This window comes from Actinoplanes sp. CA-015351 (genome assembly GCF_050955685.1).
Taxonomy (GTDB): domain Bacteria; phylum Actinomycetota; class Actinomycetes; order Mycobacteriales; family Micromonosporaceae; genus Actinoplanes.
In genome coordinates this window covers 1521452-1546670 of record NZ_CP192102.1, presented here as the reverse complement: position 1 = coordinate 1546670, position 25219 = coordinate 1521452, and the positions used below count along the sequence as shown (strand labels likewise).

The window sequence follows — 25219 nt, the reverse complement described above, 5'->3', positions numbered from 1 at the left end:
CACTCTTTAGTCTTTGTTCGCCGAACGTCCTCACACGTCGAGCAGGCCCAGCCTGCGGGCCACCGCGGCGGCCTCGCCCCGATTGCTGACCTCAAGTTTCGCGATGATCCGGGAGACGTGCACGCTCGCCGTTTTCGGCGAGATGAACAGCTGCGCGGCGATCCGGCTGTTGCTCTGTCCTTCAGCCACGAGCCGTAACACCTCCCGTTCCCGCGAGGTGAGCACGTCCGCCGTCCCGGGGTGCCCCGCCGCCCCTGAACCCCCCGGCATTTCGGCGCCGCCGAGACGAACCCCGAGCCGCCGCCCCAGCACATCCACGGCTGCGAGCAACGGTGTGGCACCGAGCTGCCCAGCGATCTCGGCAGCCTCACCGAGCGCCTCGGAAGCCGCCTGCCGATCACCGGCGACCGATTCGGCATGGGCCAGCAGCGCCCCGGCCAGCTGAAAACACTGCCCGTCAGCCCGCCAGGCAGCAACAGCCGCAGCCCACAGGGCCGGCTCGTTGCTCAGCAGTGCCGCCACCTCGGCTGCTGAGGCCAGCTCGGCCGGATAGCGAACCGGCAGCGCCGCCGCCACCTCTCGGATCGCCGAGCGCTGCTCGTCGTCGTCGGCGACCCGGGCCGCCGCGATCAGCAGCGCCCACCCGTATCGCGGCCGCTCCAGAATCCCCGGCTCATGCACTGCCGTCCGGGCGACAGCCCTCGCGCCCGCCGCGTCGCCGGACGCCAGGTCGGCGAGGATCCGCAGCTCCAGCAACGGCACCCGGTGCTCGGCCGTGAGGAACGGTTTCGCCAGGAGGCCGGTCGCCCGGCCGACCAGGTGCGCCGCACCGTCGTGCCCGCGCGCCAGCCGGATCCGGGCGCGCAGCCACAGCCACGCCACAGCGAGGATGCCGGGCGGGTCGAGCCGGGCTGCCTCGGCGAGGCGGGCGTCGGCCTCGTCCCAGCGGCCCTGTGCCATCAGGGCCTCGGCGTAGTTCGCCAAGAGGTAGACCCCGGTCGTCCGGCTCACGCCGACCCGGTCGGCGTGCGGGATGCCCTCGGCGGCGGCCTCGGCGGACTCCACGTAGCGCCCCAGCTCGAACAGCGAGTCGGAGATGTTGACAAGCGCGTGGGCGAAGTTCGGCAGGTCGCCGGCAGCGCGGGCCCGATCGACCGACCGCCACATGTCGGGCAGGCCCTCCTCGGCGGAGATCCGCCCGGCGCACACCTGCCCCAGCGTGATGTCGGCGGCGACCTGTGAGGCCTCGTCGCCGAACTCGGACGCGGCCGCCTTGATCTCCTGCGCGATCCGCCCCGCCTCGTCGCCGTCGATGCCGGCCATCTGGTACGCCACGTCGCCCAGCAGTTTCAGCCAGGCCAGATCTCGGGGCGCCGACTGCAGCAGCCGGTAGGCCTCGCGGGCCTCGGGTGCGCCGTCGCTCTTGCCGGCGTTGCGCAACAGCTTGGCCCGGCGGATCAGCAGCCGGGCCGCGCGCAACGGCTCCGCCTCGCAGTCCAGGTCGCCGATCGCGGCCCGGGTCAGGCTGAGCGCCCGCATGTGGTCGCCGGAGTCGATCGCGACGAGCGCCGCCTCCTCCAGCAGGTCCAGGTGCGTCGTGCCGAGCCGGGCGGCCGCGTCGGGCACCTGCTCCCACAACTCGAGCACCCGCTCCAGAAGGCGGGCCTGCTCCGCGTACGCATAACGGCTGCTCGCGGCATCAGCAGCGCGACGCGCGGCAACCAGCGCGCGGGGATGATCGTGGGCCGCGTGCCAGTGATGGGCGATCTCGGCCGGCGCGCGGTCGGGCGCGACCAGATGCGGCGAAGCCTCCACCACCTCGGCGTAACGCGCGTGCAGCCGGGCGTGCTCACCGGGCAGCAGATCGTCGTGGACGGCCTCACGGACCAGGGCGTGCCGGAACTCGTAACCCCCGGCGGGGTCGAAAACGATCAGCTGGGCGGTGACCGTGGCGCGCAGCGCGGACTCCAGCGCCGCCTCGTCCACCCCGGCGACCTGGGCCAGCAGCTCGTGACCGAACTTGGTGCCGCCGACCGCGGCCACCCGCAGCACCCGCTGCGCGTCGTCGGGCAGCAGGTCGACGCGGGAGAGAAGCAGGTCGCGCAGTGTCTCCGGGATGTCGCCGCAGCGCGGGTCGGCGGAGGAGGCGAACTGCTCGATGAAGAACGGAATGCCCTGTGCCCGCTCGCAGACCGCGTCGACGGTGAGCGGGTCGGGCTCCAGGCCGAGCAGGTGGCCGAGCAGCTCGGCGGTGCCGTCGCGGTCGAGCCTGTCGACCTCCAGGCGCTGCACGCCGCGAACCCGGTCGAGCTCGGCGAGGAACGGCCGCAGCGGATGGCCGCGGTGCAGCTCATCGGTGCGATATGTCGCGATCAGCAGCAGGCGCCGCACCCGGACCGAGCGAAGGAGGTAACCGATCAGGTCGCGGGTGGACCGGTCGGCCCAGTGCAGGTCCTCGATCTCCAGGATCAGCGGGCGCTCCTCGGCGAGCCGGGCGAAGAGAGCCCCGACCAGCTCGAACAGGTGCCCGCGGCGAGCCTCGGCAAGGTCGAGCGGCGGACCGAGCTCGGGCAGCAGCCGGGCGAACTCGGTTTCACGCCCGTCGAAGACACCCCGGCCCTCACGGCGGGCCAGCTCACGCAGCGCAGCCGCGAACGGCGCGAACGGCAAGCCCTCCTCACCCAGCTCCAGGCACTGCCCGTGCAGGATGCGGACCGGCTCGTCGCCGAGCGAGCGGCAGAACTCCTCGACCAGCCGGGTCTTGCCGACGCCGGCCTCGCCGCCGACCAGAACGGCCGACGGCTCGGCGCCACGCACCCGCTTGAGCGCCTCGTGCAGCACGGCCAGGTCGGCCTCGCGGCCGACCAGAACCGAGCTGTGGGCGCTCACCGTCATGAGGTCGAGCATGCCATGCGGGTACGACAGAATTTCCTGCCCGATCACGCGACTGACTGCCCGGACGGCCTTTTGAATCGGGGCCAGTGGCGTGGTTTTTCCGGCCGGAGCGCCCGCGCACGCCGGTACTTCGCGGCCTCGCGGGCCAGCTCCTGCCCCTGCTGACGGATGAGTTCGAGCTGGATCTCGGGGTTGGTGAACGGGATCATCGTGCTTCTCCTCGCGATCGGTGCGTTTCTTGCACCACTGACTCTTCGCGCGAAGGCAGCACCCGGTCATGGGTACGACGCCCGATTCCCGGACCCACCCCTCCTTACCTGAGGACTCCTGAGGTGCCCGGGACGCCGTAAGGTACCTGAGCACCACTACACTTTGCGGCTATGGCAAAGCCCCAGGAGAAGGTGTCGTTTCGCGAGCGCCTGAAGCAGATCGGCCAGGTGTTTTCGTTCACGGCAAAGCAGGACAAATGGTTCGTCCCGCTGGTAATCGCGGCAGTCGCGATCCCGGTGGCACTGACTGTGGTCGTCGTGCTGCTCACCGGGGGCTGGGTCTGGATTCCGGTCGGCGTCCTCTTCACGCTGCTCGCCGTGCTGATCGTGCTCAACCTGCGCTCGAACACCGCGATGATGAACGTCGCGGAGGGCCAGCCCGGCGCCGCCGCCTCGCTCATGGAGAACATGCGCGGCGATTGGCGGGTCCGCGCCGCGGCCAGCTCCACAACGCAGTTCGACATGGTCCACGTGGTCGTCGGCCGCCCCGGCGTCATCCTGCTCGCCGAGGGTGACCCGCAGCGCGTCCGCTCCCTGCTCGGCCAGGAGAAGCGCCGCCTCGTCAAGGTGATCGGCAACGCGCCGCTCTACGACTACATCATCGGCAGCGAAGAGGGCCAGCTCCCGGTCCGCAAGCTGCGCTCCACGATGCTGAAGCTGCCGCGCAACCTCACCGGCAAGGACGTCAACGCCCTCGACAAGCGGCTCGGCGCCCTGATGGCCCGCCCGCAGATGCCGAAGGGCGCCATCCCCAAGAACATGCGCCCGAGCAAGGGCGCTTTCCGCCAGCAGCGCCCCCGCTGACCCCAGGCCCACCGCCGGCCCGCGTCCCCCTCACGCTTAACAGCGCTTGGGTACGCGGGCCGCGCTATTCCCCCGCCCCACCGCCCTACCGCCCCACGGCCCGCCGCCCCGAAGCCGCCCCACGCCCGCACCGCCACGCCTCGCGCCGGCACGGCTCGCCTCGCGCCGTCACGCCACGCCTCGCGCCGCCACGCCACGCCACGCGCCCGCACCGCCCTCGCCTCGCCTCGCCTCGCCTCGCCTCGCCTCGCAGATCTTGGCAAGTTCTGGCCGCTCGGGGTTTCGCCATTCGTGGAGTAGTAGCGGGGTTCGGGGCGGCGTGGAGGCTTCTCGGTGCGAGGTGCCGGTCGGAGATCTTGTGCGGTTCGGCCAGCCGATCGACCACGAGTACACAAGTTCGCGGGACGGCCATCGGTGGCATGTCGATTTCGGGTGGTCTGGGAGCGTTGTGTGACGCTCTGCCACCACAGCAGGTGAACAGTGCCGGATCTTGGAAACTCGTGGGTGTTCTGGGCCCTGTTCCGGGCACTGTCGTGTCCCAACCGGTCTCCAAGGTTCGCCCAACGCGGTGTCTCACCGTTTCGACGTCGTGAACGCGGTGCCTCCCAGATCTTGTGGATTTCGTCGAACCGTTTGCGCGTAACTCCACAAGATCGGCTGGGCCTGTTCGATCTTGCGGAGTTGCGCGGACACGTCAGCGGGGAAGTCCACAAGATCCAGGCCGAGCGGAGCGGGGCGGCACGGCGCGGGGCAGCACAGCACGGGGCGGGGCGGGGCGGCACGGCACACGGCACGAGGCGGGGCGGCACGAGGCGGCACGGCACGAGGCGGCACGAGGCGGCACGGCACGAGGCGGCACGAGGCGGCACGGCACTAGGCGGGACGGCGCGGGCGGGGCGGGGCGGGACGGCGCGGGCGGGACGGCGCGGGCGGGGCGGCGCGGGGTGGGATGCTCGCGGCGGAGGGCGTCCGCTCATAGTCCCTATCGCCGCGGGTGCGCTTGGCCGGATGCTCGCGCTGCGGCCGTGCGTGGCAGCCAGGTCGCGGTGTAGTCCGGGAGGTGTAGTCGCACTTGCCGGCCTCGTTGACGCGTACAAAATGGAGAGGGTGAGATATCGACGGGGGCCTCCATGATCGGTCCGGGGCGATAGCCTCGGCTTACGCCCCGTGCGGAGTCGCAACCGGACGGTGATCAACCGGACGCATGAAGGAGTTCCGCTCGTGGTCAGCACCCTGGCGGTCCCCGGTAGTTATCCGACCTTGCGCGATGCTCTGGAGATCGCGCCGGACGGGGCGGTCGTCATGATCGCGCCCGGCGTCTACCGGGAGCGGCTCGAGATCATCGGGCGGCGGCTGACGCTGCGGGCGGCCGAAGACAACGGCAAAGACAACGGCAAGGACAACGGCAAAGACAACGGCAAGGACAACGGCACCGGCCACGGCACCGGTGATGTGCTGATCGACGCGTCCGAGCTCGACGGCCCGGCGCTTGAGGTCACCGGGGGCGCGGTCGTCGTCGAGGGGGTCGACCTCACATCGGGCGACTACCCCGCTGCTGTGGTCAAAAGCGGACATCTCACGATCAGAAGAAGCGAGATCAACGCGGGTTACGGCGCCGGGGTGCAAGCGAGTGACGGAGCCACCGTCGAGGCCGATGAGATCAGGGTTCTGCGCGCGCAGTACGGGTTCGTCTTCTCCGACGCGGGCGGCACCGTCGAGTCCAGTGAGATCAGAGGGATCTCTGACGACGGGGTGATCGTCCGGCTCGGTGCGGATCCCACCATCAGAGGCACCACCGTGGCCGATTGTGGCTATCGAGGCATCTACATCTACCAGTCCGGACGGCCGGTCATCGAGCGCTGCGACATCTCCGGCACCGGTGACGCCGGCATCGTCGCAGCGCACGGCAGCTCGCCGCGGATCGTCGAGACCTGGGTGCATCAGACGATCGGTTCGGGCATCGTCGTCGGGCCGGGCTGCACCGCGACGATCGAGAAATGCCGGGTGGAGCAGACCGCCGAGCCGGCCGTGTACGTCGACGAGAAGGCGACCGCCACCGTCGATCTGACCGGTAGCGGTGGCCTGACCCGGGCCACGACCACCGCACAGGACGACGCCGAGGTGGATCGACTGCTGTCCGAACTGGATTCGATGATCGGTCTCGACGGGGTGAAGGACGAGGTCCGTTCCTTGATCGACGAGATCCAGGTGAACGAGTGGCGGCGCGGCGCCGGGCTGAGCGTCGGCGCGGTCAGCCACCACCTGATCTTCACGGGCGCTCCGGGCACCGGCAAGACGACTGTCGCCCGGATCTACGGCCAGCTGCTGAAAGCGCTCGGCGTGCTGCCGCTCGGCCAGTTCCGCGAGGTGTCCCGGCGTGACCTGGTCGGACAGTACATCGGTCACACCGCGGAGAAGGCGACGTCGGTGTTCGAGGCGGCGATGGGCGGGGTGCTGTTCATCGACGAGGCGTACACGCTCGCCCGGGCCGGAGGGGCGGCGGCCGATTTTGGTCAGGAAGCGATCGACACGCTGGTGAAGCTGATGGAGGACCACCGGGACCAGGTCGCGGTGATCGTGGCCGGGTACACGACGGAAATGTCGGACTTTCTGGACGCCAACTCGGGTCTGGCGTCCCGGTTCGCCAAGACCCTTGAATTCGAGAACTACGGCCCCGACGAACTCGTGATGATCGCCGACCGGATCGCGCGCAACGACGACTACATCTTCGCGGCCGGGCTGCCGACCGCCCTGCACGAACACTTCTCCAGCCTGGAGCGAAATCGCAACTTCGGCAACGCCCGCGAGGCCCGCAAGCTGCTCGAAGGCATGCGCAAAGCCCAATCGGGGCGGCTGCGGGCGATGGGCCGGATGCCGAGCCGCGACGATCTACGGACGCTGATGCTCGACGACCTGCGAGCGGCCGCCCGACGATCATGACTACCCGGATAGGATGTGTCCACTACGGATCGTAGGGAGAGGGTGTGGCAGACGATACGGTCCGGGCCGTCGCCCGGCGCGGCCACCTCGGTTCGCTGTCCTTGAGTCAGATTTTGATCGCCGAGGTCGCCCTCTTCGCCGTCATCGCCGCCGCCACGCAGGGCGTCGTTCCCGCCCTGGTCGCCACGGTGCTGGCGGCCGGTCTGCTGGCCGCAGCCCTCACCCGCCGGCAGAACCGCTGGTGGCTGGAACACCACGCGCTCACCCGCGATCATCGCCGCCGCCGCGCCGCACGCCGCCAGGCCGACGAAGGTCCGGTTCTGGCCGCTCTCCGGACGATCGCGCCCGGCCTGACAGTCACCGACATATCCGGAAAAAGCCCGCACGAGGAAACCGGCATCGCCCGCGACGAAGCCGGCTGGTTCGGCGTCGTCGCCCTCGATCCACAAGCTCCGGTCCCGCTCGAAGCTCTGGTCAGCACCATGACCGCTACCGATCAGCCCGGCGTGATCCTGGAGCTTGTCACCCACACGGTGCCGGCCCCCAGCACCGACCTCCCGCCGGCCTCACCGGCCGGCGCCTCCTATCGCCAGCTGCTGGGCTCCACGCCGACCCCCGCCCACCGGGAGTCCTCGATCAGCGTCCGGCTCGACGCCAAAGCCCTCGCCGAGTCCGTTCTCGATCACACCGCCGACCTCACCTCGGCGGCTGCTCTGACCGCCGCGCTGACCCGCAAGACCGCGACCGCGCTGCGCCGCCTCGGTATTCCCGGCCGCGTCCTCGTCGCCGAGGAACTGCTGGAACTTCTGGCCCGCTCCTGCGACGTCGAACCCGCCGCACTGGCCGAAACAGGCAAAGCGGACGGCTCCGGCGTTGCCGAAAGCTGGACCCACTGGCGCTCCGGCCGTCTGATCCACCGGACCTACTGGCTGGAGACCTGGCCGAATTCGGTCACTGAGATCGGACCGCTCTTCGCCTGGGCCGCGACCGCGCCAGCCGCGCAGACCACCGTCGCACTGATCCTCGACCCGACCGGCGACGACGTGGCGGTCCGCGCGTTCATCCGCCTCGCCACCAGGCCCGATGCCGACCTCGACGCCCTCGACCGGGTCCTTCTCGCGGGTGTTCGCCGGGCCGGCGGCGAGCTTCGCCCGCTCGACGGCGAGCATGGCCCCGCGACCTACGCGACGGCTCCCACCGGAGGTGGCGCCGGATGACAACCCCTCCCGGCGCCAGCCAGTCGCCTCGCGACAGCTCCCCATTTCGCACGAACGAATTCGGTACGCCCGAACAACCCGCCGTCCCCACCCAAAGGCCGACCGGCCACCAGCCTGCAACGGCATCGCACCCCTCCGCCCTCACGGGGCAGCAGACACCCACCGCCCGCGCTTCAGCCCCCCTGGTGACCACGGCACCCCTGGCCCGCCCGACAGCTCCTCGCCGCCCACCTGACGACCCCCACAAACCCGACAAACACGATGACCCCACCGGACCGTCCGGCCGAACATCACGCCTGCGGATCGGCTGGCACTCGATGCCCCGGGCCGGCCTGCGCCGGATCACCGTCACCCCGGCCACCGGCGCCGGGCTGCTCCTCGGGCGCAATCAGCAGCAGATTCCCGTACCCCTGAAGCTCTTCTCGCCGAGGCCGGAGCGCGTCGCTCTGGTCGGTGGCGCGTGGGCCGCGCAGCTTTTGATCTTCCGAGCGTTCGCAGTAGGCGCCCGTGCGATCGTGGTGACCACCGAGCAACGGGCCTGGTCCGGGTTCGGCGAGCGGGCCACCGGGCAGTACAACCGGCTCACCGTCCTCGGCGGCGAACCGAGCAGCCTGCCGCCCGGCACCGCGCAGACGCCGTCGCTGATCGTTTACGACCTGGGCGTTACCGGACCGGCCGCCGCACCGCCGCTCGGACCGTGGTCGACGCAGCTCACCGTGCTACGGCAACTGGACCGGCCGGGCGTCGCGGCGCTGCAGGAAGCCGGCCTGACCCTGTTGCAGAGGCTCGGCGGCGACGAGGCCACCCTCGCGGCAGCGTCGCTGCGGCTGGACCAGCAGAACGGGCAGCTGCTCCAGTTCATGACCGACGACATGATCGCGGTGACCGGAAACGGCCCGGACCGGTTCGTCTTCCTGAACCAGACGCCGCTGGAGCAGCAATACGTGGGGATGCCGAGGCGCTAGCGGCTAGGTGGCGTCCAGGCCAGCTGGACCAGCCGGGCGCCATGTTTGCGGGTCACCATCCAGGCCCGTCCCGGCGGCAGGGGCTGCGGTTTCAACGTGCCGAACAGCGGACCCTCCTCGCGCGGTCCGGACATCACGATGCCCGGCGACGCCAGCTCCCGGATCCGGCCGATCATCGGCTCGAACAGCGCCCGGCTCGCCCCGCCGACCCGCCGGGTGACGACCACGTGCAAGCCGATGTCCCGGGCCTGCGGCAGGAACTCGATGAGCGGCTGAAGCGCCGCCTGACCGACCAGGTCGTAGTCGTCGATCAGCACGTACAGCCGCGGGCCCTTCCACCAGCTGCGACTGGCCAGCATCTCCGGTGTCACGTCCGGACCGGGCAGCCGTTCGCGCATCGCCACCGCCACCTGGTTGATCAGGTCGGTGGTGACCTGGGCGGACGTTCCGTACCCGAGGGTGTGCTCGGCCGGGATGCAGCCGAGCAGGCTGCGCCGCAGGTCGACCAGGAGGATCCGGGCCTGCGCCGGGGTGTGGCTCGCCGCGATCGACTTGGCGAGGCCGCGCAGGAACGAACTCTTGCCGGACTCGACGTCGCCGAAGAGCAGCGCGTGCGGCTCGTTGTCGAAGTCGAGCCAGACCGGCTGGAGGTCGGCCTCGGCCACACCGATCGGGATCTTCTCACCCTCGGCGGGCGGCAGACTTTCGTACGGAAGCTCCGCCGGAAGCAGGCGCACCCGAGGCGCCGGAGTGCCGGGCCACTGCTTGATCGAGAGCTTGACCAGCTCGGCGACCGCGGCGGCGAGATCCTCGTTGCGTTGTTCCCGGTCGATGCGGGGCAGCGCGGCGAGGAAGTGGTAACCGTCCGGGGTGAGGCCGCGTCCCGGCGCGGACTCCGGCACGTTCACTGCTTCACGCCGGTTGATCGCCGAGTCGCTGGGTTCGCCGAGCCGCAGCTCGATCCGGGTGCCGAAGACATCGCGGATCTGCGGCCGGACGTCCATCCAGCGGTTCGTCGCGGCCAGGATGTGTATCCCGAAACCGAGACCGCGGTTGGCGATCTCGTGAACCATCGGCTCCAGGTCCTCGAACTCGCCGCGCAGCGTCGACCACCCGTCGACCACGAGGAAGACGTCACCGAACGGATCCTCGGCGAACCCGCCCTGCACCTTGGCCCGCCGGTACGCCGCCGCGCCCTCCACGTTCTCCCGGGCGAACAGCTCCTCGCGGGCCCGCATCAGGCCGTGCAGTTCGGCGATCGTCCGGCGTACCCGATCCACGTCGCGCCGGGTCGCCACCCCGCCGACGTGCGGCAGATCGGTGAGCGCGCCGAGCGGCCCGCCACCGAAGTCAAGACCGTAGAACTGCACCTCACGCGGGGTGTGGGTCAAGGCAAGAGAGACGATGAGCGTACGCAGGAGGTTGGATTTCCCGGACTGTGCGGAACCGACCACGACCACGTTGCCGGCCGCGCCGGAGAGGTCCAGCCAGAGTGGGTCGCGGCGCTGCTCGAACGGCTTGTCGACGACCCCGCCGAGCGCGTGCAGTGATCCGAACCGGTCGGCCACGTCGACGGCCAGCCCTCGCTCCGGCAGGGTGATCGTGGGCGGCAGCATCTGGCCGAGGGTGGGCGCCACGTCGAGCGGTGGCAGCCACACCTCATGCGCCGGGGTGCCGTTGCCTTCCATCTGCCGGACGAGCACTTCGAGCAGGGTGTCGCCGGTCATCGTTTCGTCTTCTTGCTCGGGTTGTTCCTCTTCCGCAGGCTTTTGCAGCGGTGCGGTGTAGAACGTGGAGAAATCCCGGATCGGGTTTCCTGCTCTGACTCCGCCGGCGACAGGGGCGCCGTCCCGGCGGACCGGGCCGGAGACATACGCCGCCTTGAGCCTGATCAGCCCTTCGGTGCCGGTGCGCAGATATCCGTGGCCGGGCGAGCGGGGCAGCTCATAGGCATCGGGCGCGCCGAGGACCGCCCGGCTCTCCATCGACGAGAAAGTCCGAAGCCCGATCCGATAAGAGAGGTGCGACTCCAGCCCGCGCAGCCGACCCTCCTCCAGCTTCTGTGAGGCGAGCAGCAGATGGATGCCGAGCGAGCGGCCGACCCGTCCGATCTGGACGAACATGTCGATGAAGTCGGGCCGCGCGCTGAGCAGCTCGGAGAACTCGTCGACGATGAAGAGCAGGCTGGGCAGCGGCGCGAGCGGCACACCGGCCGAGCGGGCCCGCTCGTAATCACGCTGCGAGGCGTAGTTGCCGGCCTTGCGCAGCAGCTCCTGCCGCCGGGTCAGCTCGCCGGAGATCGCGCCGAGCATCCGGTCGACAAGTGACAGCTCACCTTCCAGGTTCGTGATCATCGCGGCGGTGTGCGGCAGCCGGTCCAGCGAGGCGAACGTGGCGCCGCCCTTGAAGTCGACAAGCACGAAGTTGAGGATCTCCGGGCTGTGCGTCAGGCCGAGCGCGATCACCAGCGTGCGCAGCAGCTCGGACTTGCCGGAGCCGGTCGCGCCGACCAGCAGGCCGTGCGGACCCATCCCGTCCTGCGCCGATTCCTTCAGGTCGAGCTCGATCGCCCGGCCGTCCAGCCCGACGCCGATCGGCACCCGCAGCCGGTCCCGGTTCGGCCGGCTCGCCCACAGATCAGAAAGATCGATGGCGTACGGATCACCGACCTCCAGCAGCTCCGCGAGACCCATGTCCTGGTTCACCGCGGGCTGGTCGGCGAACGACGCGGCGGACAGCCGGAGCGGGGCCAGCTCGCGGGCCAGAACCTCGGCCTGCTCGGCGCCGAGCGCGTCGGCCCGGCCCACCTCGGCCGGACCGTCCATGGTGGTCCCGGTGATCGTGCCGTCGGGTGCGATCTCGAGGACCACCGAGCTGTCGTCGAGCAACCGGGGCGGCGGCACGGACAGGTCGATCAGGGTCACCCCGGCAACGCCGCCCTCGGTCATCAGATGGTCGGATCCGGCGGTCGAGCCACCGTCGATGACCACCACGACGTGTGCGCCGCCGGGTGTCACACCCGGGTCGAAGCGAGGACGGTTGACCAGCACGTCGTCGAGCATCGCCTCCAGGGCCGGGATGCTCGGGGCGACCAGGCGTACCGGGCCGACCGCGTCGGTCTTGCCCGGGTGCTGCGAGTGCGGCAGCCATTTCGCCCACTCCCAGCCGGCCCGCCGGTCGTCCGGCACGCAGACGCCGATCCGGAGGTCGTCAGGTGCGTGGAAGACGGCCATCTGGGCGATCAGCGCGCGGGCGAGATCGTTCTTTCCGGGGCCATCCCCTCGCAGGTAGATGTGCGAGAAGTCGCGCAGCGACACCGAGACCGGCAGGTCGGGGACCACCGAGTACGCGTTGACGAACCGCCGCAACGCCGTCGCGCAGAGCGGCTCCAGCTCGTCGACCGGCCGGGTCGCCGGCGGCACCAGACGGGTCGCCACCTCCTGCGGGCCGACCGCTACCCGGATCACGGTGAAGTCGGCATCAGCACGCCGGCGTTCCCAGAGCCGGCCGCTGTCCGGGAGGCTCCACAGCGTGTCCGGGTCGGGATTGCGGTAATACAACGCCTCACGCTGCTGCCGGATGGTGTCGCGCAGCTGGGCCCGCAGCTGGGAGAGGTGCCGCAGGTACTGCCGGCGGGCCTCGATCATCTCGCGTTTGCCCGGGCCGCCCGTGTTGGTGGCCATCATCGCCATCATGCCGAGCATCGAGACGCCGTACATCGCGCCGGCCACGTAGGTGATCGGACCACCGCGCTGCGCGCCCATCATCAGGGCCATCGCGGCAGCGCCGGCACCCATCGGCAGGATCATCATCATCCTGGTCCACGCCTTGCCGGTGGGCTGCGGAACCTCGGGCGGCGGATCCAGCAGGACCTCACCTGCGGGCATGGCGGGCGCGGGTCTGCGCGGCGGGCGCTTGATGATCGTGACGGTCACACTGGGCTCCCCGTTGGTAACGGATCGCATCAATCCTATCCGTCCTCTGTGATCGCCGCGCTCCTCCCTCATTCGTGTCGGTGGATCCTGCTACGTTGAGTGCGCGCAGGAACGCAGGAGGTGATCATGACCGCTCCGGGAGGGCCGAGCCTCGCCCGGGTGACCATCGCCGCACCGACCCGCCGCATGGATCTGGCGCTGCCGGACAACATGCTCGTCGCCGAGTTGCTGCCCCACCTGCTGCGGCACGCCTCACCCGGCGAGCCGGCCGATTTCGCCGGTGGCTGGGTGCTGCGCCGGGCCACCGGGACCGTTCTTGAGCCGGGCCGCAATCTCGCTGCTCAGGGCGTGCGTGACGGCGAGCTCCTGCATCTGAGCCCGGCCCGGGAGGACTGGCCCGAGCTGGCGTACGACGACGTGGTCGAAGTGATCGCCAGCGGTTCCCGTCGCGCCGGGCGGACCTGGAGCGAGCGCGCCACCCGCCGATGCGGGCTGGCCGTCACCGCTGGCGCACTGCTGCTCGGCGTCGCCGGCCTCGCCCTGGACGGTCCACCGTGGGTGGTCACCGCGGTCGTGGCTCTCGGCGTGGCACTGGCCCTGACGGTCTCCGGCATCCTGCTCTCCCGCGCGTTCAGCGACGCCGGCGCGGGCGCGATCGTTGCGGCTTCCGGCCTTCCGTACGCGTTTCTCGGCGGCGCCTGGCTGCTGTCCGCCCCGTCGATCGACGCGCCCGGTCTGCTGCTCGGCTCATCTGTCCTCCTGGTGCTCAGCGTCCTCGGCCATGTCGGGGTCGCCGGGCTGACCCGGCTCTTCGTGGCGGGCACGGCGGCCGGGCTGACCGGCCTGATCGCGGCTGCACTCGCGTTGGCCGGTGTCTCCGCCGACGGCTCGGCTGCGGTGGCTTTGACGGCGGCTATCGGGCTGCTTCCGGCGTACCCGGTGCTGGCCGGCTGGCTCGGCCGGCTGCCCTTCCCCGAGTTGCCGAACCGGGCCGAGGAGATCCTCAAGGACAAGCCGGTCCCCCGCCGCGAGGACGTCTTCACCGCAGTGGTCCGGTCCGGTGAGGTGCTCAGCGGCCTGCTGCTCGCAGCGGCCCTGTCCAGCTTCGTGGCGATGACGTACCTGGCGCTGAACGACCCCGGCATCTCGGCGGTGCTCCTCATGGTCGCCGCCGTGTCCGCCCTGCTGCTGCGGGCCCGGCTGCTGCCCACCCCGACACAGCGGGTGCCGCTGCTGGTCGCCGGTTTCGCCGGCCTGGCCGGTCTCGGAGCCGGGCCGGTGCTCACCGGCGCCGTTCCTGGTCTGGTGCTGCTCGCCGGTGCTCTCGCGGTCGCGGCGATCGCACTGCCGGCGGCCCTCATCTACAGCCGCCGCCCGCCGTCGCCCTACCTCGGCCGCGCCGCCGACATCCTCGACGTCGTGGCGATCATGGCGTTGATCCCGCTGGCCTTCGCGGTGATCGGGGTCTTCGACGGCATCCGGGGGCTGTTCGCCTCGATCGGCGGGTGAGGCCGTGACGTCCCGTCGCGATCAACTCCAGTCGTACCAGTTCATGAACCAGCGAGTGATCTCGGCGTTCGTGATGCGCGAGACCGATCCGGCCCAGTCACCGCTGCGGCGGGGCATCGGCGCGCTCTTCGGCGGGCTGATGGTCGCCGTCCTGATCGCAGCGGGTTTCGGCATCTACGGCGTGCTCACCCGCACCGGCCCGGACCAGTGGCAGACCGACGGCTCCGTGGTGGTCGAGCGGGAGACCGGCGCCAGCTTCGTCTACTTGAACAACCGGCTGAACCCGACACTGAACTTCACCTCGGCGAAACTCGCAGCGGGCCGGCCGAATCCTCGCGTCTACCGGGTTTCCGCGAAGTCACTTACCGATGTGCCGCGCGGCGTGACGATCGGGATAGCCGGCGCCCCGGCCTCGCTGCCGGACCCGAAACAACAGGTCCGTCTGCCGTGGACGATGTGCGCCGCACCTGGGGCGGAGGCCGCGTCGGTGCTGCTTGTCGCGTCCGCCGGGCCCGCCGGTGACCCGCTCGGCGACCGTGCGTTGCTGGTCGCCGGCGATCCGGCGGGCGGCGTCAACCTGATCTGGCAAGGCCGCAAACACCTGATCCGCAACGCCCGGGTCACCGTCCCGGCGCTGTTCGGCGCGGCCCAGCCCACCCCGGTGCCGGTTTCATGGCTGAACACCATGCCGGCCGGCGCCGACATCGCACCCGTCGACGTCAACGGCCGAGGCGACAATTCGGACGCCGTCGAAGGCTTCGACAACGGCGACGTGCTCTTCACCGAAACAGCCAGCGGCCGCCAGTTCTACCTGGTGCTGAACGACCGGCTGGCCCCGATCACCGCCCTGCAGCAGGCAGTCCTGGAAGCCGCATCACCGGGCGACCCGCAGGAGATCTCGGTCAACGACCTGTCCGGCTTCCCGGTGCAAAACCTGGACCAAGCCACCGACCCTGCCGCCGCGGGTCCGGCTGCGGTACCCACTCTGGCCGCCATCGGCCAGAACCAGGCAGCATGCGCGATAACCCGAGACGCCGCCGCGCCCCCGGAGGTGACGACGGCGGTGCCGGTGGCTGCCCTGTCAGCAGCCGTGCCGACAGGCAGCGCCAGCCAGGACGGACGCACCCTCGCCGACGCGGTCCAGGTCCCCGCCGGACGCTTCGAGCTGGTCAAGGCCGCAGGCGGCCTCCAGCTGATAACCGATTCCGGGGTACGCCACGCCTTGTCGGACCCGGATGTCGCAGCACTACTGGGTTATCGCCCAGAGGACGCGACCAGCATCCCGACCCAGCTGCTCAACACAATCCCGGAGGGGGTGACCCTGGATCCGGCCAAGGCCCTGATTCCAGCACCCCCAAGCGCCAACTGACCAGCCCCACAGCGGCCGTCCTCAGAGCCCAACCCAGGTCAACCAACCGCTCCCGCAGGCATCGCCCGCCGGCCTTTTCACCGCCGCCCGTCCTTGGTGTTTTCACCGCCGCCCGTCCTTGGTGTTTCACCGCCGCCCGTCCTTGGTGGCGGTTGCACTCCAGGCCAGTCGCCATGCCATGCTCCGACGGGCTAACCGTCGGCGAGCGACCCCAGGCTTGGCCACGACAACAACGCCGTGCTCAGGCAGGACAGCGGCGCCAGGCATAGGCGGCTGGAGTTGGGCTAGCGGCGTCCCGCTTCGGCGGGTTGGATGCGTTCGTCGAGAAGCATTACCGGTGGGCCGGGTTCCAGGGGCTCGTCGCGCGCCGGCGGGGGTGACGCCATCGCTGGGCGCCACTGCTGTCGGCGGCTACGTCGCATCGCTGCTGCCGCGACGGCGACCGCCACCGCGAGGATTCCCGCGAACAGTGCCCCGACCAGCGCGTACGTCCTCCGCTGTTTTTCAGCTGTGGTGTCCGGCAGCGGCGCGGGCTCGACCGCCGGCAGCGCGCGATCTTTCGCCGGCGCCAGTTGACCGGTGATCGCGGCATACGGGTCGACCACTCCTGCTCCGAAAGCAGGCCCCGACGGCGCCGGCGCGGCTGTTCCGGCAAGCAGCCGTCCCACGGCCCGGGCACTGAGGTCCGGTTTCCGGTCGTGAAGCAGTGCTGCGGCAGCACCGACGAACCCGGCCGCCACACCGGTCCCACTCACCTCGACGAAACCCCGCCCGGTCTGCAACACCGGAACGGCAACACCCGGCGCGACGAGATCCACGAAGTCACCGCGCTGCGAGTCAGGCCAGATCCGACCGTTCTGGTCGATCGCGCCGACACCGATCACGTCCCGGTACGCCGCCGGGTACGGAGTCGGATTCCCCTCGTCAGCACCACCCAGATCACCGACGGCCGCGACAACGACAACGCCCTGGTCGATCGCGGCAGCAACGGCCGCCTCGAGATCCGGATCGTCCTCGTAGACAGGACTGACGACAACCGCGACGTCAGCCCCGTTGCTGACCGCCTGATTCAAACCGACAGCGATAGCGTCCGGGTCGGGCTCAGAACCGGCAGGATCGTCGAGTTGCACCCGGATTGGCAGGATGCGTGAATTAGGCGCCAACCCACCCGCGCCACTGTCCCCGCCGCCGTCACTCACCCCGCCGCCGCCTGCGCCGCTGTTGCCCGCACCGCTGTTACCTGCAGCACCGCCGCCGTCCGCACCGCTGTTGTCCGCGCCGCTGTGGTCCGCAGCGCCGCCGCCTGCCCGGCCGGCGACCACGCCCGCGACCTGGGTTCCGGTCCCGGTGCAGTCCTGGTTCGCCAAGCCGCCGTCCACGGTGTCCACTCCATTGAAGACGCGTTGCCGCAGCTGCGGCTGCCCCGCGTCCACGCCGGTGGACAGAATCGCAACCCGCGCCCCGGTCCCATCAGCGACAGTGCCGATCGTGGTGGCCCGCAACGCCGAGCGTGCCCAGGAAGCGACGATCTCGTTCTCACCAGGTTCCGCGCAGTTCACGCCAGGAGCCGCGAAGGCAGGAGCAGGCGCGAGCACACCCACCAGAACGGCGACGGCAACAAATGCCACGTGCCTCATGACGACTCCCTCCGAAACGCTGTCCAGAACCGGCTGGCCACCACTGCTGTCTCATCCAGTTCCGAGCCGATCCTCGCGGTAGCAACCGGCCGGAAGGCTCTTGAGACGGACCGGCCGCCGGCTCGGCACCGGCGGCCGGTCATCCGTCTGCACGGAAATCACATGTTGGCGGCGATCTGCTGATCGACCTGCTGCATCCGCTCGGCCGACGTGCCCAGTCGGACGCCGACGCCGGCCAGCGCGGCCTTGATCTCGGTGGCGCCCTGGTTCCACTTCTGCCGGGCCTCGTCGCAGGCGGTGCCGGCCGAGCCGGTCCAGTCCGCGGCGAAGAGCTGGGTGAACGCCGTGTACAGGTCGTTCAGCTGCTGGTCCATCTGGTTCTGGAAAGCGTTGATCGACGACGACGTCTCGGTGATCTGGCCGAAGTTGTAGGTGATGTTCATTGTTGATCTCCCCGGTCTCGGTCGCGTGCACTCAGCCGCGAAGGATGCTGACGACGGAACTGTCGGTGCCGGCGGCGGCCCCGCGGATTGCCTGCGCGGCCTCTTCGTCGTTCACGCCGTACGTAGTGGACGCGGCGGACATCTTGCCCGCCAGTTCGTCGAGAGCGCTCATGATCTTCGACAGTCCGTCGTTGAGCTGCACGGAGACGTCCTGGAGCGCGTTGTTCGCGGTGCCGGCGAAGGCACCGCCGCTCAGGGCCTGGATCTGACCCATCACCCTGTTCATGCCCTGCGAGATGTTCTGTCCGGTGTCACCGCACCGGTTCGCCATCGCGGTGAGCTGTTCCTGTGTGGCGTGGACCTGCCCGATACCTGCCATTGCCTTTCTCCCCAGCCTCTCGAAAGTGGGTTATGCCCTCCCGTACGCCTTCCGGACTGACTCGGTTCGAACCGGTTCCCGGAAGAGTGCGTACTCTCCAGCGTCACCCGATCACGGCAAGCGACAGTGATCATGATTAATACGGGGAGGCGTGATGGGTACCGAGAACCCCTATCCGGAGCAGACCTCGGCGAACGCAACGGCGCCGTGGCTGCGCGGCGGTCCTGCCGTGGACGTCGATCTCGACGGCCTCCGTGAGTACGCGCGGCTCCTCTCGAGTCAGCAAGCCGACATGGCAGCACGTTCCGGATATCTCACCCCGCTGACCGACATGCCGGCCACCGCCTTCAACGGCGACGTGCTGGGTGAGGCGGACGCGGTCCGTGCCGGTCTGCAGGCGAACGCCGCAGAACTCGGGTCGTACCTGAGCAAGCTCGCCGAGTCGCTGGGCAACGTGGCGAACGCCGCGCAAACGATCGCCGAAAGCTATCGATCCGGCGACGCGGTGTCCGCGGCCTCGTTGAACGACGTGCTCTTCGCCTTCGGCGACAAGAGCGTGCCCCGCCCTGCCGGCCTGCCGGAGAACCTCGGCGCCACGTATCTCGAACAGCAGATGGCGGGCACCGCCGCACCTCCGCCCGCGGACAGCGCGCTCTGGCAACAGGGCCCGATCACCCCGGTCTCGGCGTATCAGACCAACCAGACGTCGACCGGCCCGAACGGCGAACGTCGCGAGGTGTCCACAGTGACCGCTCCGGGCGGCGTCACGACGGCCACCACCACGATCGTCGACCGTAACGGCGAGACGGTCTCCGCCTCCAGCACACGCACATCGGCCCGCGTCGACGGCCCGGTCCGGACCACGACGGTGGAGACCTTCGCCGCGGACGGCAAGCTCACTGCCACCACCGAGACAAAGACACGGTACGACGGAACGAGCGTCACCGAGCAGTCCACCGAAACAGTCGACGCCGAGGGCCGAACCACAAGCCTGACCACGGAAAAGGTTGATCCGGTGACACGGGAGAGCACCACGAGCACGTACCGGCCCGATGAGAGTGGCCTGCTCGAGGAGACGAACCGGGTGTCGACCGGCACGCGTACATCCGGCCCACACGTGAACGGCTGAGTCATGGGCGAGTACTGGGGAGCCACCGCCGATCCGAATTACGGGTACAGCCCCTACAGCGGGCAGTTGCATTACGGCACGCATCCGCCGTCGCGGATCCCGTTCACGTCGCCGCCCGGAGCGGGCAACCCGCTCACCGTCGAGGCGGTCTCTGTCAAGATCCGGAACCTGCACCCGGAACAGATGGCGGCGCTGGCCGACCAGTGGCAGAACGCCTGGTCGTTCATGGCCGACGTACGGAATTTCGTGGTGCAGCAAAGCACCGTGCTCCAGGACGAGCACTGGAAGTCGCCGGCTGCCCGTGACGCATTCCTGCGTCGTGGTCCCGGCGAGGCTCTGACCTATCTGGACGTCTGGATGGACGCTGCCCAGAACAACATCACCGCCCTGCGCCACTTGGTCAACGTCTCGCTGGACGCCCGCCGCGACCTGGACCAGCTCCTCCTCCGGTATGAGCGCGAGCTGCGCGAGGCGCAGAACGTCAGCTTCGGCGAGAACCTGGGCTCTTTCCTCACCAGCGGCGTGAGCTGGAACGCAGCCCGCGCCGAGGAGATCGAAGAGGACCAGACCGAGATCCGCGAAAGGTACCGTCGCGAGGCACAGACCCTGGCCCAGCGTTATGGCAACCAGTTCTTCGATTACATCGCCGTGGTCTCCAGCGGCGTCGGACCCCCGGTCCAGCCGATGAACGCCGTACTCAGCCAACCCTCTGCCCTCCCTCCTGCCGGCACGCCGGGCGGCCTGCCCGGCATCGGCCAGAACAACCCGGGTTTCATCACCGACCCGGTCTCCAACAACCAGCCCGGCCAGAATCAACCGGGCCAGAATCAGCCGGGCCAGAATCAGCCGGGCCTGAACCCGCCCAACCTCAATCCCCCGGGCCTGAACCCGCCCGGCCTGAACCCCCCGGGAGTGACGCCCCCCGGCCTCACGCCCCCAGGCCTGGTCCCGCCAGGACTCACGCCCCCAGGGCTGACCCCGCCCGGCGTGACCCCGCCGGGTCTCAACCCCCCGGGCGTATCCCCGCCTGGCCTCACCCCGCCGGGTGTCACTCCGCCCGGCGTAGTACCGCCCGGAGTAGTGCCGCCCGGCGTAGTTCCCCCTGGCACGCTCCCTCCCGGCGGCCTGCCCGGACCTGGCAATCTCCCGCCCGGCGGCCAGTTCCCGAGTCCTGGGGGACTTCCCCCGGGAACCCCGATCCCGCCGCCCGGCGTCACACCTCCCGGGACATTTCCGCCTGGGACGCTGCCGCCCGGCGCCACACCCGGAACCGTCCCGCCGAACGTTCTCCCCCCAGGTCAAGTCGCTCCCCCGGGCGCCTTCCCGCCAGGGACGCTGCCGCCCGGGACGTTCCGCCCGCCGCTACCCGGCCAATTCGGCCGCCCCGGCCGTGCCCCTGGCGCCCTGCCGACGCCCGGCACCTTGCCTCCGCCCGGCAGCGCACCGCCGCCCGGCCGATCCCTCCGCCGCCCAACTGGAGGACCCACACCCACGCCCCTGCCTCCGACCGGCCGCGAGATCCGACGCCCCAACCAGCCGCCCTTGCCGGTCACGCCACCGACCGCCCGCCCCGGCACTCGTGCCACCACTCCAGTCCAACCCCAGCCGGCCCGCCCCGGCACCCCCGGAATCGGACGCCCCGGCACCACGCCAGGCACGCCTGGCACCGGCCGTCCCGTCGTCGTTCCAGGAGCCCCCGGCACCGGCCGTCCCGGCTCACCCAGCGGCAGCCGCCCCGGAACCCCGCCCGGCGCCGGACGCACCGGAGCTGCGGGCATTGGGCAGCCCGGCACGCCAGGCACGCCGGGCACGCCGGGCAGCGGACGCCCCGGCACTCCGGGCACGCCCGGTGCCGGTCGGCCTGGACTCCCGCCGGGCGGATCTGCCGGTCGGCCTGGACTCCCGTCAGGCGGATCTGCCGGGCGGCCTGGGCTGCCCGGCGGAGGGCTCCCGCCCGGTGGAATCGGCCAGGGTCGTAGCGGGACCGTCGGACCTGGTGGACCTGCCGAACCTGGTGGGGCCCGCGGACCTGGTGGACACGGTGCGCCGCCCGGGGGACCTGGCCGATCTGGCGGGGCGCCTGCTGGACCGGTTCCGCCCCCGGGTGGCCGGAGTGGGCAGCGCGGTGCTTCGTCCGTACCCTCGCAAGCTCCTCAAGGTGGACGGCCTGGAGTGGGCGACGCAGGTCGGCCGGCGGCCACCTCGCCCGTTCTGAGGAATCCCGCCGGGGAGCGTGAGTGGCAGCCCGGCAGTGCGGAGGAGACGCGCCCGGGCGCAGCCCGTGGCGTGGGAAACCGGCCCGGGACTGCCCCTCCGGTGCTCAACCGGCCGGTCTCGCCTGCCGCGCCGGATGCTCAAACGGCTCCTGCCTCAGGGCGGGAGCGGAACTCGGCCTGGTCGGACTGGCTCGACGAGGAGACTCGGGCTCAGGCGCGGCCCGGTGTCATCGGTGCGCCCGAGCGGGCGCGTCCGGAGGAGGGACCGCGGGGACTGCGCAGCCCGGCGGTCACGCGGCCGGACAGGGCTGTCGCTCCTGAGCTGGGCAGGCGACGATTCGGAGGGGAGCCTGTGCCGGTGCGGGAGACCGGTGATCTGGTCACGCATGAGCAAGCCTTCGGGGTGCGGACGCCGGGTGGCGGCGTGGTCGGGAATTCGTCCGCCCCAGCGTTGCCCGAGGACGATCGCGACGGCCAATAAATTTTGCTTGTGGCCGCCATCAATCATTGTCATGGCCCGCGGATTGTCAGCCCCGTGGAACTCCTGCCACGATGGAACCCGCGGCACGATCGTGCAGGCCGCGACCTTGACCATCCATGATCATCGCGGGGATGAAGAGGCCGAGCAGCACGCCGCGGATCAGCCCGCGGCGCAGGCCGATCACACCCCCATCTGGATACGACGCGCAGCGGATGCGGGCGAGCCGCATTCCCGGCGTCTGGCCGAAAAGTCCGAGGAAGAAGGTGTTCGCCACGACCAGGATCAGAACCGGCGGCCAGGCCACCTCGGCCGGGCTGGCAAAGATGCTCGCGATCAACAGGCAGAGCACCCAGTCGACGACGATCGCCGCCAGTCGCGGGCCCAGGCCGGCAGGCGCCAGGCCAGCAGGTGTCACGGGGGATTCGTTGACGGAAGCAGCCACGTCTTCCGAGCGTACGCGATAGTGTCCGGATGATCAGCGCGCGCTCTTGCCGTGCCTTGCCGACTCAGTCCGTAACACGGCAGAAACAATAGGGATACGCCGGGGCAACCGCGTACCCATAACGTCGCGACCAGCCTTGCCAGGTGGCGGCCCATGCCGCCCGGTATCGGAAAACTGTGCCAGGAGGACGTGTGTTCGCCAATCCCGAGGAACTCCTGCGATACCTCAAAGACGAGGACGTCAAGTTCGTCGACGTACGTTTCTGTGACCTGCCGGGTGTTATGCAGCACTTCAACATCCCGGTGGAGTCGTTCGACGACAGTGTTGTAACCGACGGCCTCGCCTTCGACGGATCCTCGATCCGCGGCTTCCAGGCCATCCACGAGTCCGACATGATGCTTCTGCCGGACGTCGCGACCGCGTTCATCGACCCGTTCCGCATCCAGAAGACTCTGGCGCTGAACTTCTTCATCCACGACCCGTTCACCCGCGAGGCCTACTCGCGTGACCCGCGGAACGTGGCCAAGAAGGCCGAGGCGTACCTCGCCGCCAGTGGAATCGCCGACACCGCCTTCTTCGGCGCTGAGGCCGAGTTCTACATCTTCGACTCGATCCGGCACGAGACCTCCGCGCACCAGGCGTTCTACTACATCGACTCGATCGAGGGCGCGTGGAACTCCGGCCGTGAGGAAGAGGGCGGCAACCGCGGTTACAAGACCGCGTTCAAGGGCGGCTACTTCCCGGTCTCCCCGGTCGACCACTACTCCGACCTGCGTGACGCCATGGTTCGTCGCCTGATCGACACCGGCTTCACCGTCGAGCGTTCGCACCACGAGGTCGGCACCGCGGGCCAGGCCGAGATCAACTACAAGTTCTCGACCCTGCTGCACGCCGGCGACCAGATGCAGCTCTTCAAGTACATCATCAAGAACACCGCCTGGGAGCACGGCAAGACGGCGACGTTCATGCCGAAGCCGCTCTTCGGTGACAACGGCTCCGGCATGCACACCCACCAGAGCCTCTGGCTCGGCGGCGAGCCGCTGTTCTACGACGAGACCGGTTACGCCGGCCTGTCCGACATGGCCCGCTGGTACATCGGTGGCCTGCTGCACCACGCGCCGTCGCTGCTCGCGTTCACCAACCCGACCGTCAACTCGTACCGGCGCCTCGTGCCGGGCTACGAGGCCCCGGTCAACCTGGTCTACTCGCAGCGCAACCGCTCCGCCTGCACCCGCATCCCGGTGACGGGCAGCAACCCGAAGGCGAAGCGTGTCGAGTTCCGCGTGCCGGACCCGTCGGGCAACCCGTACCTGTCCTTCTCGGCGCAGATGATGGCCGGCCTGGATGGCATCAAGAACAAGATCGAGCCGCCGGCTCCGATCGACAAGGACCTCTACGACCTCCCGCCGGAGGAGTGGGGCACCGTCAAGCAGGTGCCGGGCTCCCTCGACGGCGTGCTCACGTCGCTCGAGTCCGACCACGAGTACCTGACCGCCGGTGGCGTCTTCACCGACGACCTGATCTCGACGTGGATCGACTACAAGCGCGCCAACGAGATCGACCCGGTCCGCCTGCGCCCGACCCCGCACGAGTTCGAGATGTACTACAACGTCTGATCCGCGAATCGCGGTAAACGGCGGTCACCCCCGGCTTCGGCCGGGAGTGACCGCCGTTCGCTATTACCGAATCTCCGCGGATGCGGCAGTACCTATCCGGCATGACGAAGGCGAACCTGCTCCGCTAAGAAATGCGCATGAAGCCGGAATTCGCATGAAGCCGGAATTCGCAAGAAGCCGGAATTCGCGCGTGAGTACACCCGCGAGCAGGTTGTCGGCGCGCCGTTTCGGTACCCGATGGGCGGCCACATGTTCTCCACCGGCATCGTTGTCGGCTGGATCGATGAACCCGACGGCGCCGTCACTCTCACCGTGGAACAGGGCTGACCGGCGCGGCTCAGTAATAGTCCCGCTTACCGAGGCGTTCGGCTGTGCGCCACAGGAGCCTGGACCGGCGCTCGGCTTTGGCTATCGCGGCTGCGGGGTCTCCCGGTAAGGCCGCCCCGACCAGCCAGCTCACCGGTGCGGCCAGCGGACTTTCCCGAGGCTCACCCGGCACCACCACCCCGAGGTACGGCCGCCGCAGGACGCGCGGGGCGATCACCGACAGAATCCGGCGCAGGTGGCCGCGCTGGGCGACGATGGCAACCGGCTGGCCGTCGCCGAAGTGGCCCTCGTGCTCGGAGCGGAGCAGATTGGAGACAGTGTCGACCGAGTGGCGTTCAACGCCGATGGCCTCTGGCGGCACCCCGGCCTCCACAAGCCATGACCGCATCAGATCAGCCTCGGGGATGCCTTGGAAGACCTCGCCCTCCGGAGAAGTCCAGGCCGGGCCCTTGTGGTCGATCGGGGACTTGTATCCGGAGCAGACGATCCGGCCGGGCACGGCCAACTCTACGGCGAGGCGGCAGCGGGCCTCGCCTTCCGGGTTCAGCCCGGTGCCGTCGTAATTGCGGCCCCGTCCGGGCACCAGCACGTGCCTCACCTGGGCAAGCTCCAGCCTCGGCGTCCCCGGCAACACTTCCAACGTCAC

General features: G+C 70.0%; 17 protein-coding genes. 9 read left to right on the top strand and 8 right to left on the bottom strand.

Annotated elements, in window-relative coordinates:
* Positions 1–30: 30 nt before the first annotated feature.
* Positions 31–2895: a helix-turn-helix transcriptional regulator gene (locus tag ACQP2E_RS07140; RefSeq protein ID WP_433829093.1), complete on the bottom strand. Its 2865-nt coding sequence runs from the start codon at positions 2893–2895 to the stop codon at positions 31–33.
* A gap of 44 nt (positions 2896–2939) precedes the next feature.
* Positions 2940–3104: a hypothetical protein gene (locus ACQP2E_RS07135; RefSeq protein WP_433829091.1), complete on the bottom strand. Its 165-nt coding sequence runs from the start codon at positions 3102–3104 to the stop codon at positions 2940–2942.
* Between the two features lie 171 nt (positions 3105–3275).
* Between ACQP2E_RS07135 and ACQP2E_RS07130 the strand changes: the two genes are divergently transcribed.
* The 4 genes from ACQP2E_RS07130 (at position 3276) to ACQP2E_RS07115 (ending at position 9090) form a co-directional block, all read left to right on the top strand.
* Entirely contained in the window at positions 3276–3968 is a 693-nt protein-coding gene (locus tag ACQP2E_RS07130) for a DUF4191 domain-containing protein (RefSeq protein WP_433829089.1), read from the top strand.
* Positions 3969–5189: 1221 nt separating this feature from the next.
* Positions 5190–6908, top strand: coding sequence for a right-handed parallel beta-helix repeat-containing protein (locus ACQP2E_RS07125; RefSeq protein ID WP_433829087.1), 1719 nt, complete (start codon positions 5190–5192; stop codon positions 6906–6908).
* Positions 6909–6952: 44 nt separating this feature from the next.
* The gene (locus ACQP2E_RS07120) at positions 6953–8125 is read left to right on the top strand and encodes a type VII secretion protein EccE (protein ID WP_433829085.1); all 1173 of its coding nucleotides are present in this window, start codon (positions 6953–6955) and stop codon (positions 8123–8125) included.
* A gap of 317 nt (positions 8126–8442) precedes the next feature.
* Positions 8443–9090 (top strand): hypothetical protein, encoded by a 648-nt coding sequence (locus tag ACQP2E_RS07115; RefSeq protein ID WP_433829083.1) that lies wholly within the window; start codon positions 8443–8445, stop codon positions 9088–9090.
* Here the strand turns inward: ACQP2E_RS07115 and eccCa are convergent.
* Positions 9087–13025: a type VII secretion protein EccCa gene (gene eccCa / locus ACQP2E_RS07110; protein WP_433829081.1), complete on the bottom strand. Its 3939-nt coding sequence runs from the start codon at positions 13023–13025 to the stop codon at positions 9087–9089. The two genes, ACQP2E_RS07115 and eccCa, sit on opposite strands and share 4 nt — an antisense overlap.
* Positions 13026–13151: 126 nt before the next feature.
* Here eccCa and eccD point away from each other — a divergent pair, with 126 nt between their 5' ends.
* Both eccD and eccB read left to right on the top strand, forming a co-directional pair.
* Positions 13152–14534: a type VII secretion integral membrane protein EccD gene (gene eccD / locus ACQP2E_RS07105; protein ID WP_433829079.1), complete on the top strand. Its 1383-nt coding sequence runs from the start codon at positions 13152–13154 to the stop codon at positions 14532–14534.
* Between the two features lie 4 nt (positions 14535–14538).
* Entirely contained in the window at positions 14539–15903 is a 1365-nt protein-coding gene (gene eccB / locus ACQP2E_RS07100; RefSeq protein WP_433829077.1) for a type VII secretion protein EccB, read from the top strand.
* 284 nt (positions 15904–16187) lie between these two features.
* On the opposite strand, the gene ACQP2E_RS07095 is transcribed toward eccB, so the two are convergent.
* From ACQP2E_RS07095 to ACQP2E_RS07085, 3 genes are all read right to left on the bottom strand, one after another.
* Positions 16188–17540, bottom strand: coding sequence for a S8 family serine peptidase (locus ACQP2E_RS07095; protein ID WP_433829075.1), 1353 nt, complete (start codon positions 17538–17540; stop codon positions 16188–16190).
* Between the two features lie 158 nt (positions 17541–17698).
* Complete coding sequence (locus ACQP2E_RS07090) at positions 17699–17983, bottom strand: WXG100 family type VII secretion target (protein ID WP_111648899.1); 285 nt, start codon at positions 17981–17983, stop codon at positions 17699–17701.
* A gap of 31 nt (positions 17984–18014) precedes the next feature.
* The gene (locus ACQP2E_RS07085; protein WP_111648900.1) at positions 18015–18362 is read right to left on the bottom strand and encodes a WXG100 family type VII secretion target; all 348 of its coding nucleotides are present in this window, start codon (positions 18360–18362) and stop codon (positions 18015–18017) included.
* A gap of 154 nt (positions 18363–18516) precedes the next feature.
* Between ACQP2E_RS07085 and ACQP2E_RS07080 the strand changes: the two genes are divergently transcribed.
* Complete coding sequence (locus tag ACQP2E_RS07080) at positions 18517–19491, top strand: hypothetical protein (protein WP_433829072.1); 975 nt, start codon at positions 18517–18519, stop codon at positions 19489–19491.
* Between the two features lie 1579 nt (positions 19492–21070).
* Positions 21071–21706, top strand: coding sequence for a hypothetical protein (locus ACQP2E_RS07075; RefSeq protein WP_433829070.1), 636 nt, complete (start codon positions 21071–21073; stop codon positions 21704–21706).
* A 528-nt stretch (positions 21707–22234) separates the two neighbouring features.
* On the opposite strand, the gene ACQP2E_RS07070 is transcribed toward ACQP2E_RS07075, so the two are convergent.
* Entirely contained in the window at positions 22235–22630 is a 396-nt protein-coding gene (locus tag ACQP2E_RS07070) for an RDD family protein (RefSeq protein ID WP_433829068.1), read from the bottom strand.
* 191 nt (positions 22631–22821) lie between these two features.
* Between ACQP2E_RS07070 and glnA the strand changes: the two genes are divergently transcribed.
* On the top strand, positions 22822–24246 hold the full coding sequence (glnA, locus tag ACQP2E_RS07065; RefSeq protein WP_111648905.1) for a type I glutamate--ammonia ligase: 1425 nt from the start codon (positions 22822–22824) through the stop codon (positions 24244–24246).
* 337 nt (positions 24247–24583) lie between these two features.
* On the opposite strand, the gene ACQP2E_RS07060 is transcribed toward glnA, so the two are convergent.
* The gene (locus tag ACQP2E_RS07060; protein WP_433829066.1) at positions 24584–25219 is read right to left on the bottom strand and encodes a YdcF family protein; all 636 of its coding nucleotides are present in this window, start codon (positions 25217–25219) and stop codon (positions 24584–24586) included.

What these genes read in the sequence shown, in the direction of transcription:
- ACQP2E_RS07140 (WP_433829093.1), bottom strand. Translation starts at nt 2,895, where the DNA reads ATGACGGTGAGCGCCCACAGCTCGGTTCTGGTCGGCCGCGAGGCCGAC.
- ACQP2E_RS07135 (WP_433829091.1), bottom strand. Translation starts at nt 3,104, where the DNA reads ATGATCCCGTTCACCAACCCCGAGATCCAGCTCGAACTCATCCGTCAG.
- ACQP2E_RS07130 (WP_433829089.1), top strand. Translation starts at nt 3,276, where the DNA reads ATGGCAAAGCCCCAGGAGAAGGTGTCGTTTCGCGAGCGCCTGAAGCAG.
- ACQP2E_RS07115 (WP_433829083.1), top strand. Translation starts at nt 8,443, where the DNA reads ATGCCCCGGGCCGGCCTGCGCCGGATCACCGTCACCCCGGCCACCGGC.
- eccD (WP_433829079.1), top strand. Translation starts at nt 13,152, where the DNA reads ATGACCGCTCCGGGAGGGCCGAGCCTCGCCCGGGTGACCATCGCCGCA.
- ACQP2E_RS07095 (WP_433829075.1), bottom strand. Translation starts at nt 17,540, where the DNA reads ATGAGGCACGTGGCATTTGTTGCCGTCGCCGTTCTGGTGGGTGTGCTC.
- ACQP2E_RS07090 (WP_111648899.1), bottom strand. Translation starts at nt 17,983, where the DNA reads ATGAACATCACCTACAACTTCGGCCAGATCACCGAGACGTCGTCGTCG.
- ACQP2E_RS07085 (WP_111648900.1), bottom strand. Translation starts at nt 18,362, where the DNA reads ATGGCAGGTATCGGGCAGGTCCACGCCACACAGGAACAGCTCACCGCG.
- ACQP2E_RS07080 (WP_433829072.1), top strand. Translation starts at nt 18,517, where the DNA reads ATGGGTACCGAGAACCCCTATCCGGAGCAGACCTCGGCGAACGCAACG.